Consider the following 13,693-nt stretch of genomic DNA (forward strand, 5'->3'; position numbering starts at 1 on the left):
GGCGGGGTTCCGGGGTCGCCTTCCTGCGTGCGGCGGGTCCGTCTTCGGGGGACACTGTCGAGCGTGGTCGTTCTCCTCGTCGCATCCGCGGCGCTCGTCGTGGCCGCCCTCGGCGTGCTCACGGGAGCGGGTGCGCGGCGTCGCGGGAACGGCTGGGCGCTCGCGGGGGCGAGCGGTCTGCTGTTCCCGGTGACGTGGGTGCTCTGGTACGTCCGCGACCGGCGCGCAGAGCGCCTGCGGTCTCGCCCGGTCCGGCTGAGCTGACCCGCGCCACCGCCGTCCTCGGCGCCGCCGTGCTGTCCGGACCGCTGCTCAGGCGACCTGCAGCGACCGCTTGGACAGCCCCATCCAGAACCCGTCGATGACCTGCAGGCCGGGGGCCTCGGGGTCGGTGGCCGCGCCGAGGGTGACGAAGAGCGGGGTGTAGTGCTCGACGGTGGGATGCGCGTAGGGCATCCCGGGGGCGTGCGCGCGGTAGCCGGCGAGCTCGTCGACGTCGCCGCGGGCCAGCGCGTCGGCGGCCCAGGCGTCGAAGTCGGTCGACCAGCCGGGGGCGGCGGCGTCGAGGCGCCACGAGGTCAGGAACGGCAGCCCGTGGGTGAGGAAGCCCGACCCGATGATGAGCACGCCCTCGTCGCGCAGCGGCCGGAGCCGCTCGCCGAGCCTCATCAGCCGGGCCGGGTCCTGGGTGGGCAGCGACAGCTGCAGCACCGGGATGTCGGCGTCGGGGTACATGATCTTCAGCGGCACCCACGCGCCGTGGTCGAGCCCGCGACTGGCGTGCTGGTGGACCGGCTCGGTGGCCGGCATCAGCGCGGCGATCCGCCGGGCGAGCGCGGTGGCGTCGGGGGTCTCGTAGGTCATCCGGTAGTACTTCTCCGCGAAGCCGCCGAAGTCGTAGACGAGCGGGGCGCTGCTCGCGGACAGGCTCACCGGGGCGGACTCCCAGTGCGCGCTCACGATGAGGATCGCCCGGGGGCGCGGTAGGTCGGCGGCCCAGGCGGCGAGCTGGCCGGACCAGGTCGGGTCGTCGAGCAGCGGGGGTGCGCCGTGGCCGAGGTAGAGGGCGGGCATGCGGTCGTTCACATCTGCTCCAATGGTTGAGGATTAAACTTTATTCCTCAGGAGCCGATCGCGCCAGCCGGCGCCTCAGCGGGCCAGGGCGGCCAGGGCCTCGAGCTCCGGCGGGGTGCCGAGCGCGATCAGCACGGCACCGGCGGGGACGACCAGCGCGTCGGACGGGTTCGGCTCGAGCCCGTCGCCGGCGGAGCGTCGTACGGCGAGGAGCAGCGCGCCGGTCCGGGCGCGGATGCGCAGCTCGCCGAGCGACCGGCCGGCCACCTCCGAGCCGGCCGCGACCGGGACCTGCTGCACCCGCCAGTCGACGTTCTCGTCGTGCATCACCACGTCGAAGAACTCCGCCACGTCCGGCTGCAGCGCGAACACCGCCAGCCGGCGCCCCCCGATCCGCTGCGGGTTGACCGCGCGGGTGGCGCCGGCGAGCCGCAGCTTGGCCTTGGAGTCCGTGGTGCGGGCGCGCGCGACGATCACCACGTTCGGGCGCATCGCGCGCGCGGAGAGGGTCGCGTAGACGGTGTCCGCGTCGTTGTCGAGCGCCACCACGACCGCCCGGGCGTGCTCGAGCCCGGCCTCGCGCAGCACCCGGTCCTCGGTCACGTCGCCGACCAGGTGCGACACACCGGCCGGGAGGTCGCCCAGCCGGTCGGCATCGGTGTCGACGACCACGACCTCGTGGCCGGCCGAGGTGAGGAAGTCGGTCGCGGCCCGACCGACCCGGCCGTAGCCGCAGATGATCACGTGGCCGCGCAGTGCGGCGATCCGGGCGTCCATGCGTCGCCTTTCCAGGTGCTGGCGGAGCTGGCCCTCGGTGAGGATCTCCAGGGCCACGCCGAGGTTGTAGAGGACGGTGCCGACCCCGACGATGATCAGCGCGATGGTGAAGGCCTGCCCGGCGGTGCCGAGCGGCCGGACCTCGCGGAAGCCGACGGTCGAGACCGTGGTGACCGTCTGGTAGACGGCCTCGAGCGTGCTGAAGCCGAGCAACACGTAGCCGACCGTGCCGAAGATCGTGACCGCGACGAGCGCGGCCAGCGCGACCACCAGGCGACGTACGCTGCCCACGTCGTGACGGTAGCGCCCCGAGCCGCCGCCGGTGGTCGAGTCGGCGGCCCGGTCGTCGAGTCGGCGGCCCGGTGGTCGAGTGCGGCCCGGCTCTCGGTGGTCGAGTAGCGAGCGCCAGCGAGCGTATCGAGACCCCGCTTCCCTCTCGGTGGTCGAGTAGCGAGCGCCAGCGAGCGTATCGAGACCCCGGCTTCCCTCGGTGGTCGAGTAGCGAGCGCCAGCGAGCGTATCGAGACCCCCGCTGACGGCGCGCTGGCCGTGGTTGCTGGTTGGCAGTGACGGCGGGTCAGCGACCTGCGAACGGTGGAAGCGCCCCCGCGGGTACTCGCCACAAGTAGAGTCCGAATCCGCACTTTCATCGAGAGGGGTGATCCGGTGATCGGATGGCTGATCATCGCCGTCGCGATCCTCGCGGTCGCGGGCGTCCTGCGCTGGAGCATGAAGGGCGGCGGTCTCGGCGGATACTCAGCCGCCGACCGGAGCGCTATCAAGCGCGCACAGATGGACATGAGTGTCGACGAGCGGCACGAGAAGCGCGTGCGCATGCGACGACGCTGGCTGCCGCACTAGTACGGCAGCTCTCACCGAGGCCATCAGAAGCAGGTGCTGCTGTGTGGCCATCACCACCGGGTCCTCCACCACACCCCGTGGCAGGTCCGGCTCGACCCCGCCGACGGGCGCCCCGACGGGCGCCCCGACGGACGCCCCGAGTTCAGACCCCACCCAAACACGGCGGTCGAACAGGCCTGGATCCGGTGGAGACCCCGACGAGAATGAGCGGCGGCGTACCGTTCCGGCTCGGAGAGAGGAATCGCCGCGATGCCGCTGCAGCTGTGCGCTGACCTGTCACCAGCCGACTGGATCGCGGATAGCGAGGTGCCCTGGGGGCGCCTGGTCTGCCTGGGGCCGCCAGGCTTCGAGGCGTACGCCCGGCTGCGGTTCATCCCGGACCCGGACCACCCCGGCCAGTCGGAGAACGACGTCCAGACCCGGCCGGAGGGGCCCTCCGAGCACGCGCGTCTGCACGCCGCTCTGGAGGTGTTGCGCGACCACACCACCACCCCGGAGGAGGTCTACTACTGCGTCTGGGACGGCTGGGGCTGGTCGCCGTCCGCCGCGGACCTGGCCCCGGACCGCCAGGGCCGCGTCGATGTCTTCGGCGAGGACCGGCTGCCCATCCCGTACCGCTCCTACTATCTGCTGCGCGGAACGCTCGCCGACTTCGGGAGCTGGGCGCTGGCGGGCGCGGCGCCCCGCCGGCCGGGGCAGGAGCTGCCGGATCCGGCGTTCGTGTGGCCCGCCGACCGTGCCTGGTGCGTCGCGCACGACGTGGACCCCCACTACGCGGGCATCGGGGGCACGCAGGCGGCGGTCGCCGCGCTGCTCGGCCAGCCCGGCCTCGACGTCGTTCGCGACGACCCCAGCGCCGAGCAGCCGGCCTACCGCTGACGGGCGAGCCGGACTCAGGCCGGCAGTCGCCAGTCCACCTCGGAGCCGCCCTGCTCGACGAGCAACCGGTTGACCCGGCTGAACGGCCGGGAGCCGAAGAAACCGCGCGACGCCGAGAGCGGCGACGGGTGCGACGACTCGACCCACGGCACCGGCCCGAGCATCGGCTTGAGCCCCTGGGCGTCGCGGCCCCACAGGATCGCGGCCAGCGGACCGCCGCGTCGGGCCAGGGCATGGATCGCGCACTCGGTGACCTCCTCCCAGCCCCGACCGCGGTGCGAGGCCGCCTCGCCGGGGCGCACGGTGAGAGCCCGGTTGAGCAGCATCACGCCCTGGTCCGCCCACGCGGTCAGGTCGCCGTGCGCGGGCGTCTCGATCCCGAGGTCGGTGCGCAGCTCGGCGTAGATGTTGGCCAGGCTGCGCGGCACCGGCCGCACGTGGGCGTCGACCGCGAAGCTCAGCCCGATCGGGTGCCCCGGGGTCGGGTAGGGGTCCTGGCCCACGACCAGCACCCGCACGTCGGCGAGCGGTCGCTGGAACGCGCGGAAGACCCGCTCGCCGGTAGGCAGGTAGGGCCGTCCGGCGGCCAGCTCCTCGCGCAGGAACCGACCCATCGCCTCGATCCGCTCGTCGACCGGCGCCAGGGCCGCGGCCCAGTCCGGCGCCACCAGCCCCTGCTCGACCAGTCCTGCCAGTGCGCTCATGGCCGGTCAGGCTAGTCCGGGTTCGGGAGCGGGACCGGCGTCGCCCCCGCCGTCCGCCCGCCGGTTCCCCCCGCCGGTTCCCCCCGCCAGGTCGACGACCACCACGGCCCAGTTGTCGGGCGCCCCCGCGGCCTCGACCGCTTCGGCGACGGCGTCGGCGACCACGGTCGGAGGCTCGGCGGAGACCAGCAGCTCGGCGAGCTGTCCGGCCTCGAGCACCGCGTGCACGCCGTCGGTGGTCAGCACGAGGCGGTCACCGGGCCGGGTGGCTCGAACCGCGAGGTCCGGCTCGGGCGGCGCTCCGGCGGCCAGGGCGCGGTTGATCAGCAGCCGTCGCCCGTCGGTGCGGGCCTCCTCGGCGGTGAGCCGGCCCTCGTCGACGAGCGTCTGCACCACCGTGTGGTCCCGGGTGAGCCGCTCTAGCCGGCCCTCGCGGACCAGGTGGCCCCGGGAGTCGCCGATGTGGGCGACCAGCGCCTGACCGTCGGAGAGCACCACCGACGTGAGCGTGGTGCCGGATCCGGGGTCTCCGTCGGCCGCGGCGAGAGCGGCGGTCGCGGCCCGGCGTACCGCCTCGTCGAGCTCTGCCACCGTCCGCGGTGCCCCGGTGGCGGCCGAGCAGAGGGCGTCGAGGGCGGCGTCGGCGACACCGGTGGCCTTCGCGGCGCCGCCGAAGCCGTCGGCGACGGCGAACAGTGTCGGTGCGGCGCGCGCCGCGTCGAGCTGCGCGTCCCGCCGGCCGATGCCGGAACGTACGGCGTGTTCGATGCGGGCGGTCTGCCCAGCCGGGTGATCGGTCATGTGCTGCTCCTCGTGGGTGAGCTCCTCGACGAGCAGGGCGACGATCTTCCGGGCGGTGGCGGTGTCCGCCTCCACCTGGCGCCAGTACGACGTCAGCGCGGCAGCCGCGGCCGGACTGGGCAGGTCGGCGACCTCCCGGATCCGGGCAAGCGGCATGCCCGCGAGCCGCAGCCGGGCGACCAGCCGCGCCCGGCCGAGCTGGTGCTCTGCGTAGCGCCGGTAGCCGCTGGCGGTGTCGATCTCCATCGGCGTGAGCAGCCCCATCTCGGCGTAGAGCCGCAGCGCCTTGGGGGTCAGCCCGCTGGCACGCGCGAACTCGCTGATCGTGACCAGGCCCATCGTCGCCTCCTCGTCGCCGGCGCGGGGTGCGCCGGCGGGCCCACGCTGGGGCTTGCCGTTGGGGCAGAGTCAACACCGGCGCGTCGCGGGCCCGTCAACGAGCGCCGACTCGGCGTGCGCAGGGGTGTCAACGAGCGCCGACTCGGCGTGCGCAGGGTGTCAACGAGCGCCGACTCGGCGTGCGCGGGGTGTCAACGAGCGCCGACTCGGCGGGTGCGGGGTGGGGCTACTTCGACAGTGCGCGCGAGCCGCCGGAGCCGTAGCGGCGGCGGGGGTTGGCGCCGATCGCCTCGGGGGAGGCTCCCTTCTTCGGTGCCGCCTTCTTCGCCGCTGCCTTCTTGGACGCAGCCTTCTTCGGTGCCGCCTTCTTGGACGCCGTCTTCTTGGCGGCCGGGGCCTTCTTCGGCGCCGAGGCCTTCGTGGCGGCCGTCTTGCGGGCGGCCGTCTTCGTCGCCGAGGCGGCCTTCTTCCGCGCGGTGGGGGTGGGGACGCCCTCGGCCGGGCTCGACCACTGGGCGACCCACTCGTCGAGCACCTGCCAGGTGCTGGTCCGGGCGCGACGGCCGGTGAGCATGCCGAGGTGGCCGCCCGGGACGATCTCGAAGCGGACCTCCGGGGCGCCGGTGAGCAGCGGCACGACCGACTTGACCGCGGGCGCCGGCGCGATGCCGTCGGTGGCGCCGCCGAAGACCAGCACCGGCACCGAGATGTCGGCCAGCGAGATGGTGCGGTCGCCGAGCTCCATCGACCCGGTCACGAGCGCGTTGCCCTTGATGAACCGGTGGTAGAGCTGCCCGAACGTGCGGCCCGGGTAGGCGATCATGTTGGCGGTGAACCGGTCCACCGCCTCGAGCTGGGCCAGGAACTCGGTGTCGTCGAGGTGCGTGGCGACGGCGACCGGCTTGGTCACCAGCTTCTGGAACGACGAGAGTTGGAAGGCCCACCGCACCAGCGGCCTCGGGGCGCCGCCCAGCGCCTGGTAGGTGCGGGTGATCATCCCGCGGCCGGCGGTGAGGTTCAGCAGCGGCCGCAACGGCGCGACCAGCGGCACCTGCTTGACGTCGACGGGGGACCCGACCACGGTCAGCGAGGCGATCGGCAGGTCGGGGGAGTCGGCGGCGGTGAGCATCGCGAAGATGCCGCCGAGGCTCCAGCCGACCACGTGCACCGGCCGGCCGCCGGCGTGCTCGGAGACCTCGCGGATGGCGGTCGGCACGACCTCGTCGATCCAGTGCTCCATGCCCAGCGCGCGATCGCGGAACGACACCTGACCGTACTCCACCAGGTAGGTCGGCCGGCCCAGCGTGACCAGGTGCTCGACCAGCGAGCAGCCGCGGCGCAGGTCGTAGCACAGTGCGGGCGCGGCCAGCGGGGTGACCAGCAGTACGGGGTCGCCCTGCTCCTTGACCTTGCCGGAGGGCCGGTAGTGGTAGACCTCGCGGAGGGTGCCCTCGTCGATGAGCGTGCGGGGCATCGGGCGGAGATCGGCCAGCCCGCCGTACAGCACCTTGTGCGCGACGTTGCTGGCGGCGGTGACGACCTGATCGGGCTTCGGGACCAGATCCATGCGGCGAAACGTACCCGACGACCCGGCACCGGGGGCAGGGTCGCGGCAGGTGGGCTCGGCCACCCGGTCGGGTACGCCGGGGTCAGTCCGCCAGGTAGCCGCGCGCCATCCAGCGTCCGGGCTCCTCCAGCGGACCGAAGCCGAAGCGCGCGTAGACCTCGTGGGCGTCCTCGGTCGCCAGCAGCGCCCGCTTGACCTGCCAGGCGGCGAGCTGCTCGTGCACCGCCGCGAGCATCGCGGTGCCGACCCCCCGGCCGCGGCTCTCGGGCGCGACGTAGACGTCGCACAGCCAGGCGAACGTCGCCCGGTCGGTCACCAGTCGGGCGTACCCCACCAGCCGGTCCCCGTCGTACGCGCCGAAGTTCACCGAGCCGGCGATCGCCCGCTCGACGACCTCACGGGAGCGGCCGAGCGCCCAGTAGGCGTCGGTGGACAGCCAGCGGTGCACGGTGTCCACGTCGAGCAGTGCGGGGTCGGTGGAGACGACCGGATCGGGCCGGCCGGAGGGCGGGGCGGTCACGTCAGGACCGCTTGGCCGGCCGCACGGTCTTGCCGTGCGTGGGACGCGCCGCGGCCAGCTCGGTGAGGAAGCTGTCCGCCCAGGCGGCCACGTCGTGCTGCAGCACGGTCTTGCGCATCGCCTTCATCCGGCGCGTGCGGTCCTTGTCGTCGGCCCGGTAGGCCTCGAGCAGGGCGCTCTTCATGCCGTTGATGTCGTAGGGGTTGATCAGCCACGCCTGCCGCAGCTCGTCGGCCGCGCCCGCGAACTCCGAGAGCACCAGCGCGCCGTCGTCGTCGTAGCGGCAGGCGACGTACTCCTTGGCGACCAGGTTCATGCCGTCGCGGAACGGCGTCACCACCATGATGTCGGCGGCCCGGTAGAAGGCGGCCATCTCCTCGCGCGGGTAGGAGGAGTGCAGGTAGTGGATGGCCGGGCGGCCGATCTGGCCGAGGTCGCCGTTGATGTGCCCGACCAGCCGGTCGATGTCGTCGCGGAGGATGCGGTACTGCTCGACCTGCTCCCGCGAGGGGGTGGCCACCTGCACGAAGCAGGCGTCCTCGACGTCGAAGTTCCCGTCGATGATCAGCTCGCTGAACGCGCGCAGCCGGGCGTAGATGCCCTTGGTGTAGTCCAGCCGGTCCACCCCGAGGAACACCCGGCGGGGGTTGCCGAGCGCCTCGCGGATCTCGGCCGCGCGCTTCTCGACGCGCTCGGAGCGGGCCAGCTCCTCGTAGCCCGCGGTGTCGATCGAGATCGGGAACGCCGCGGCCCGCAGTGTGTGCCCGTCGGGCAGGTACACCAGGTCGCGGTGGGTCTTGTGCCCCACCCGCTGGCGCACCAGCCGCACGAAGTTCTGCGCGCCGCCGCTGAGCTGGAAGCCGACCAGGTCGGCGCCGAGCAGCCCCTCGAGGATCTGCCGGCGCCACGGCAGCTGCTGGAACAGCTCGGCCGGCGGGAACGGGATGTGCAGGTAGAAGCCGATGCGCAGGTCGGGGCGCAGCTCGCGCAGCATCTGGGGCACCAGCTGGAGCTGGTAGTCGTGCACCCAGACCGTGCCGCCCTCGGCGGCCTCCTGCGCGGCGCGCTCGGCGAACCGGCGGTTCACGGTGACGTAGGCGTCCCACCACTCCCGGTGGAACTCCGGCTTGGCCACCAGGTCGTGGTAGAGCGGCCACAGGGTGGCGTTGGAGAAGCCCTCGTAGAAGTACTCGATCTCCTGCTGGCTCAGCGAGATCGGCACCAGGGAGAGCCCGTCGGCGTCGAACGGCTCGTCGTCGGAGTCGGCGCCGCCGGGCCAGCCGATCCAGGCGCCGTCGTTGGCGCGCATCACCGGCTCCAGCGCGCTGACCAGGCCGCCCGGCGAGGGCCGCCAGTCGCTGCTGCCGTCGGGCAGCGTCACCCGGTCCACCGGCAGGCGGTTGGCGACGATGACGAGGTCGGAACCGGAGGAAGTCACGTGCCCAACCCTAGGGGTGGCGGGCTAACCGGTCCTCCCCCTCAGGGGCGAGTGTCCACGGCGTACGCCACGCCGATCTGCGCGCGCAGCGCGTCCATCTGCCGCATCAGCGTCAGCGTCTGGGCGTGCGGGACCAGCGGGCTCTCCCGCAGCCCCGCGCGCAGGCAGCGCTGCACCTCGGCCGCCTCGTTGCCGTAGCCGCGGCCCAGCACCGGCTCGTCGGGCTCGACCTCCACCGGCTGCTGCCGGGCGTCGAGGTCGTTGGAGCCGTCCGGGGCGTACGGCGTGAACCGGGCCCGGGTGGGGTGGTGGAAGTCGTCGACCTCGATCCGGCCCAGGTCGGTGGCCACCGACCCGGCGCGCGAGGACCACGAGGTCATCGACGCCGACATCGTGGCCAGCGCCCCGCCCGGGTAGCGGCCGGTCACCGCGACCGCGAGGTCGATGCCGCCGGGCGAGAGGTGCGCGACCCCGGCGAGGTGCTCGGCCTCGCCGAGCAGCAGGTGGGCGAACGTGAGCGGATAGATCCCCATGTCCAGCAGCGCGCCGGCGCCGAGGACGGGGTCGAGCATCCGGTCCTCCGGCGGCGCGTCCACGCGGAACCCGAGCTCGGCGTGCAGGTGCTGCGGGCGGCCGAACCGCCCCGCGGCCAGGTCGGCCGACAGCCGGCGGACCATCGGGTGGCACGCGGTCTTCATCGCCTCCATCAGGAAGCGGTCGTGGCGGCGCGCCAGCGCCACCATCTCCTCGGCCTCGGCGACGTTGAGGGTCAGCGGCTTCTCGCAGAGCACGTGCTTGCCGGCCTCGAAGGCCAGCCGCGCGTGCTCGAGGTGCAACGCGTGCGGGCTCGCCACGTAGACCACGTCCACGGCCGGGTCGGCGACCAGCTCGGCGTACGAGCCGTGCGCCGCCGCCGCGCCGTGCGCGGCCGCGAAGGCCTCCGCCGACTCCCGGCGCCGCGAGCCCACCGCCGCCAGCCGCGCACCGGGGACCATCGCGAGGTCCCGGGCGAAGGTGTGCGCGATCTTGCCGGTCGCGAGGATGCCCCATCCGATGTCGTCCACGGCCACGACCCTAGAGTGAGGGCCGCTGGCGTGTGGGGCCGGGCGCGGCCTCGGGGAGGCGCCCCGGTGAGGCGCCGAGGGGGGCCGCGGAGCCTCTCCGGAGCGCTCCGTGGGAGGCTCCGGTGGCGCTCGGCGGGCGTTCCGCGACTCGCGGACGACGAATCACATCGTTGTCGTTCGATCGCCTACACTGACGATCCAGAGCCTGGCAAGACACGTACCCCCGGGGAGACTGCGCATGGATGCCGCGAACGCTTTCCACGACCCGGACGCGGCCGACGCCGCGCCGCGGCTGAGCGACCGCGACCGCGAGATCCTCGAGTTCGAGCGCCAGTGGTGGAAGTACGCCGGCGCCAAGGAGACCGCGGTCCGCGAGAAGTTCGACATGTCCTCGACGCGGTACTACCAGGTCCTCAACGCCCTGATCGATCGTCCCGAGGCCCTCGAGGCCGACCCGCTGCTCGTCCGCCGACTGCGCCGCCTGCGCGCCGCCCGGCAGCGGCAGCGCTCGGCGCGCCGGCTCGGGTTCGAGGTCTGAGGCCGTGCTGCGCAGCGGCAGCCGCGTCCGAGACGAGCGCGGCGTGGTCTTCCCCTCGCCAGTGGTGATGCTCAGCGTCATCGCCGTGGCGATGGCCGGGATCGCGTTCTTCGCGACCCGCGCCCCGGACGCCGGCGAGCGGGACATCACCACGGTCGCCGGGGCCGAGCAGCACCCCGCCCCGGCCAAGACCGACGGACCTGGCACCAAGAAGTCCCAGGACGGCAAGGACGCCTCGAAGGCCGACGCGCACAAGTCGCGCGACCACAAGAAGAAGCCCGCCGTCCAGCGCGGCAAGGTCTACGTCGAGGTCTACAACAACTCCGGCATCACCGGGCTCGCCGGCCAGGTCGCCGGCCGCGCCACCAACGCGGGCTGGAACGTCGTCGGCTCCGACAACTGGTACGGCTCGGTGCCCGCCTCGACCGTCTACTACCCGCAGCGGCTCGAGAAGGCCGCCAAGCTGCTCGCGCTCGACCTCGGCATCCACCGGACCAAGCCGGCCGTCGACCCCATGCGGCTGGACCGGCTCACCGTGATCCTGACCGGCGCGCTGGGCTGAGCCCCCGGCCGGCGGCCTGGCTGGCCGGCTGCAGGAATCCCCGGCTGGCCGGGGAACCCCTCGGTTGGGGGGCGTTGCAACGCCCGTCAACCGCAGGAACGGGCTGACAACCCCCGGGGGAGAGGACCGGCCCCCGGCGTGCGAGGTGGCCGGATCGTGGTTGGCTGTCCTCCATGGAGTTCACCTCTGCCGAGGGCGAGCAGCGGTACGCCGAGCTGGTGCGGGCGGCGTCCGGGTGCGTGGTCGCGCTGGACTTCGACGGGACGCTCTCGCCGATCGTCGACGACCCGACCCAGGCCTACATCCATCCCGACGCCGGTGACGTGCTGGTCGCGCTGGCCCGTCAGGTGCTGGCGGTCGCGGTCGTGACCGGTCGGCCGGCCCGGCAGGTGCTGGCCCTGGGCGGGCTCGAGGAGGTCGGCGGCGCGGTGGCCGAGGCCGGCAAGGAGCTCTACGTCTTCGGCCAGTACGGCAACGAGCGCTGGTCCTCCGCCAACCGGCGGATCATCTCGCCGCGCCCTCCGCGCGGGCTGGCGACCTTCCTCGACGAGCTGCCCGAGCTGCTGCGGCAGGCCGACGCCGCCGACGCCTGGATCGAGGAGAAGGGGCTCGCGGTCGCGGTGCACACCCGCCGGCTGCCCGACGCGCACGAGGCGTTCGGCCGGTTGCTGCCGCTGGTCCGGGAGCGGGCCGAGCGGCACGAGCTCACCGTCGAGCCCGGTCGCAACGTCGTGGAGGTGCGCTCGCCGGGGATGCACAAGGGCGTCGCGGTCGAGACGCTGGCGCGCGAGCTGGACGCCCGCGCGTTCCTCTTCGCCGGCGACGACCTCGGTGACGTCGAGGCCTTCCACGCGGTCCGGGCGCTGCGCGAGCAGGGCCTGCCCACGCTGCTGGTCTGCGCGGGCTCGGAGGAGGAGGGCTCGCTGGAGCCGCTCTCCGACGTCGTGGTCAAGGGGCCCGAGGGGGTCCTGCAGCTGCTGCGGCAGCTGGCCGCCGACGCGGCGGCCCTGCACGCCTGAGGCGACCGGCCCGGCGTACGACGCGCTGCGGCGGCCCGTGACCACTATGCGGACCCGAGGTACGCATGGTGAGACGACTGTCGTAGAGTCGTGCCTGCTCATCGAGAGGGACTGAGGGAACGGCCCTGTGACGTCCCGGCAACCGCCGCGAACCCCCCGCTGCCGCCCGTGCGGCCGCGGTCGCGGAAACGGTGCCAATTCCGGCCCGGTAGCGAGAGACGCCCGGGGAAGATGAGAAGGAGGACTTCATGAGCGCCGTCGTCGCCGAGCAGGGTTCCACCACCCCGAGCACCCCGGAGGCCGTAGCCGGCCTGCGTCCCGGTGCCTTCGGGAACGCCACGGCCCTGTCGTGTCGCGAGTGCGGCCACCAGGTCGCCCTGGGCCCGTTCTACGCCTGTCCGGAGTGCTTCGGACCCCTCGAGGTCGCCTACGACTTCCCCGCCGTCACCCGCGAGCAGATCGCGGCCGGCCCCGCCAACATCTGGCGCTACAAGGCCCTGCTGCCGGTGCCCACCGACATCGAGCAGAGCCCCAACACCGAGCCCGGCTTCACCCGGCTGCTCAAGGCCGACAACCTGGCCCGCGAGCTCGGCCTGACCAACCTGTGGGTCAAGGACGACTCCACGAACCCCACGAACTCCTTCAAGGACCGCGTGGTCGCCTGCGCGCTCAGCGCCGCCCGCGAGCTGCACGCCAAGGTCTTCGCCTGCCCCTCGACCGGCAACCTCGCCAACGCGGTGGCCGCCGCCGGTGCCCGGGCCGGCATCAAGACCGTGGTCTTCATCCCGGCGGACCTCGAGAAGCCCAAGCAGGTCAACTCCGCGGTCTACACCGACTCGCTGGTCGCGGTGAACGGCAACTACGACGACGTGAACCGGCTGGCCTCCGAGATCGCCGGCGAGGAGGAGGGCTGGGCGTTCGTCAACGTCAACGTCCGCCCCTTCTACGCCGAGGGCTCCAAGACCCTCGGCTACGAGATCGCCGAGCAGCTCGGCTGGCGGCTGCCCGACCAGGTCGTGATCCCGGTCGCCTCCGGCTCCCAGCTGACCAAGGTCGACAAGGCGTTCCAGGAGCTGATCACGCTGGGCCTGGTCGAGGACAAGCCGTACAGGATCTTCGGCGCGCAGGCCACCGGCTGCTCGCCCGTCTCCGCCGCGTTCAAGGACGGCCACCAGGTGGTCCGCCCGGTGCGGCCGAACACGATCGCGAAGAGCCTGGCGATCGGCAACCCCGCCGACGGCGTCTACGTCCTCGACATCTGCCGCCGCACCGGCGGCGCGGTCGAGGACGTCACCGACGACGAGGTGCGCGAGGGCATCCTGCTGCTGGCCCGCACCGAGGGCATCTTCACCGAGACCGCCGGCGGTACGACGACCGGCGTGCTGAAGAAGCTCGTCGAGACCGGCCAGCTCGACCCCACGCTCGACACCGTCATCATCAACACCGGCATGGGGCTGAAGACCCTCGACGCGGTCGCCGACTCGGTCGGCCCCGCGGCGACCATCGACCCGTCGTACGCCGCCTTCACCGCCACGGGTCTGGCGTGACCG

At 73.3% G+C, this 13,693-nt stretch carries 15 protein-coding genes and 1 riboswitch; of the genes, 7 read left to right on the top strand and 8 right to left on the bottom strand.

Annotated elements, in window-relative coordinates; translation table 11 throughout:
- The first annotated feature begins 63 nt into the window (after positions 1 to 63).
- Positions 64 to 264: a hypothetical protein gene (locus tag BJZ21_RS03405; RefSeq protein ID WP_179662467.1), complete on the top strand. Its 201-nt coding sequence runs from the start codon at positions 64 to 66 to the stop codon at positions 262 to 264.
- A 48-nt stretch (positions 265 to 312) separates the two neighbouring features.
- On the opposite strand, the gene BJZ21_RS03410 is transcribed toward BJZ21_RS03405, so the two are convergent.
- Together BJZ21_RS03410 and BJZ21_RS03415 are read right to left on the bottom strand one after the other, a co-directional pair.
- Entirely contained in the window at positions 313 to 1,074 is a 762-nt protein-coding gene (locus BJZ21_RS03410; RefSeq protein ID WP_179662468.1) for a dioxygenase family protein, read from the bottom strand.
- Between the two features lie 75 nt (positions 1,075 to 1,149).
- Positions 1,150 to 2,142 (bottom strand): NAD-binding protein, encoded by a 993-nt coding sequence (locus tag BJZ21_RS03415; RefSeq protein ID WP_179662469.1) that lies wholly within the window; start codon positions 2,140 to 2,142, stop codon positions 1,150 to 1,152.
- A 375-nt stretch (positions 2,143 to 2,517) separates the two neighbouring features.
- Here BJZ21_RS03415 and BJZ21_RS03420 point away from each other — a divergent pair, with 375 nt between their 5' ends.
- Both BJZ21_RS03420 and BJZ21_RS20560 read left to right on the top strand, forming a co-directional pair.
- The gene (locus BJZ21_RS03420) at positions 2,518 to 2,712 is read left to right on the top strand and encodes a hypothetical protein (protein ID WP_179662470.1); all 195 of its coding nucleotides are present in this window, start codon (positions 2,518 to 2,520) and stop codon (positions 2,710 to 2,712) included.
- 249 nt (positions 2,713 to 2,961) lie between these two features.
- Positions 2,962 to 3,591, top strand: a complete 630-nt coding sequence (locus BJZ21_RS20560) for a hypothetical protein (protein ID WP_218851267.1) — start codon at positions 2,962 to 2,964, stop codon at positions 3,589 to 3,591.
- Between the two features lie 14 nt (positions 3,592 to 3,605).
- Here BJZ21_RS20560 and BJZ21_RS03430 read toward each other — a convergent pair whose 3' ends face one another.
- The 6 genes from BJZ21_RS03430 to BJZ21_RS03455 form a co-directional block, all read right to left on the bottom strand.
- On the bottom strand, positions 3,606 to 4,295 hold the full coding sequence (locus tag BJZ21_RS03430; protein ID WP_179662471.1) for a uracil-DNA glycosylase: 690 nt from the start codon (positions 4,293 to 4,295) through the stop codon (positions 3,606 to 3,608).
- A 6-nt stretch (positions 4,296 to 4,301) separates the two neighbouring features.
- On the bottom strand, positions 4,302 to 5,435 hold the full coding sequence (locus BJZ21_RS03435; RefSeq protein ID WP_179662472.1) for a MerR family transcriptional regulator: 1,134 nt from the start codon (positions 5,433 to 5,435) through the stop codon (positions 4,302 to 4,304).
- Positions 5,436 to 5,661: 226 nt separating this feature from the next.
- Positions 5,662 to 7,002, bottom strand: a complete 1,341-nt coding sequence (locus BJZ21_RS03440) for an alpha/beta fold hydrolase (RefSeq protein WP_218851272.1) — start codon at positions 7,000 to 7,002, stop codon at positions 5,662 to 5,664.
- A gap of 82 nt (positions 7,003 to 7,084) precedes the next feature.
- On the bottom strand, positions 7,085 to 7,522 hold the full coding sequence (locus BJZ21_RS03445; protein ID WP_179662473.1) for a GNAT family N-acetyltransferase: 438 nt from the start codon (positions 7,520 to 7,522) through the stop codon (positions 7,085 to 7,087).
- A gap of 1 nt (position 7,523) precedes the next feature.
- On the bottom strand, positions 7,524 to 8,960 hold the full coding sequence (locus BJZ21_RS03450) for a trehalose-6-phosphate synthase (RefSeq protein WP_179662474.1): 1,437 nt from the start codon (positions 8,958 to 8,960) through the stop codon (positions 7,524 to 7,526).
- A gap of 41 nt (positions 8,961 to 9,001) precedes the next feature.
- Positions 9,002 to 10,024, bottom strand: a complete 1,023-nt coding sequence (locus tag BJZ21_RS03455; protein WP_179662475.1) for a Gfo/Idh/MocA family oxidoreductase — start codon at positions 10,022 to 10,024, stop codon at positions 9,002 to 9,004.
- Positions 10,025 to 10,262: 238 nt separating this feature from the next.
- On the opposite strand from BJZ21_RS03455, the gene BJZ21_RS03460 reads away from it, so the two are divergent.
- From BJZ21_RS03460 to thrC, 4 genes are all read left to right on the top strand, one after another.
- Positions 10,263 to 10,562 (top strand): DUF3263 domain-containing protein, encoded by a 300-nt coding sequence (locus BJZ21_RS03460; RefSeq protein WP_179662476.1) that lies wholly within the window; start codon positions 10,263 to 10,265, stop codon positions 10,560 to 10,562.
- 4 nt (positions 10,563 to 10,566) lie between these two features.
- A complete protein-coding gene (locus BJZ21_RS03465) occupies positions 10,567 to 11,124 on the top strand; it encodes a LytR C-terminal domain-containing protein (protein ID WP_343051935.1) in 558 nt (185 codons plus the stop codon).
- Positions 11,125 to 11,297: 173 nt separating this feature from the next.
- Entirely contained in the window at positions 11,298 to 12,143 is an 846-nt protein-coding gene (gene otsB / locus BJZ21_RS03470; RefSeq protein WP_179662477.1) for a trehalose-phosphatase, read from the top strand.
- Positions 12,144 to 12,238: 95 nt separating this feature from the next.
- A riboswitch (SAM riboswitch) is annotated at positions 12,239 to 12,381 on the top strand.
- A gap of 10 nt (positions 12,382 to 12,391) precedes the next feature.
- Positions 12,392 to 13,690 carry a threonine synthase gene (gene thrC / locus BJZ21_RS03475; RefSeq protein ID WP_179662478.1) on the top strand — a complete coding sequence of 433 codons (1,299 nt, stop codon included), beginning with the start codon at positions 12,392 to 12,394 and terminating at the stop codon, positions 13,688 to 13,690.
- Positions 13,691 to 13,693 lie beyond the last annotated feature (3 nt).

This window comes from Nocardioides panaciterrulae (assembly GCF_013409645.1).
Lineage (GTDB): Bacteria > Actinomycetota > Actinomycetes > Propionibacteriales > Nocardioidaceae > Nocardioides > Nocardioides panaciterrulae.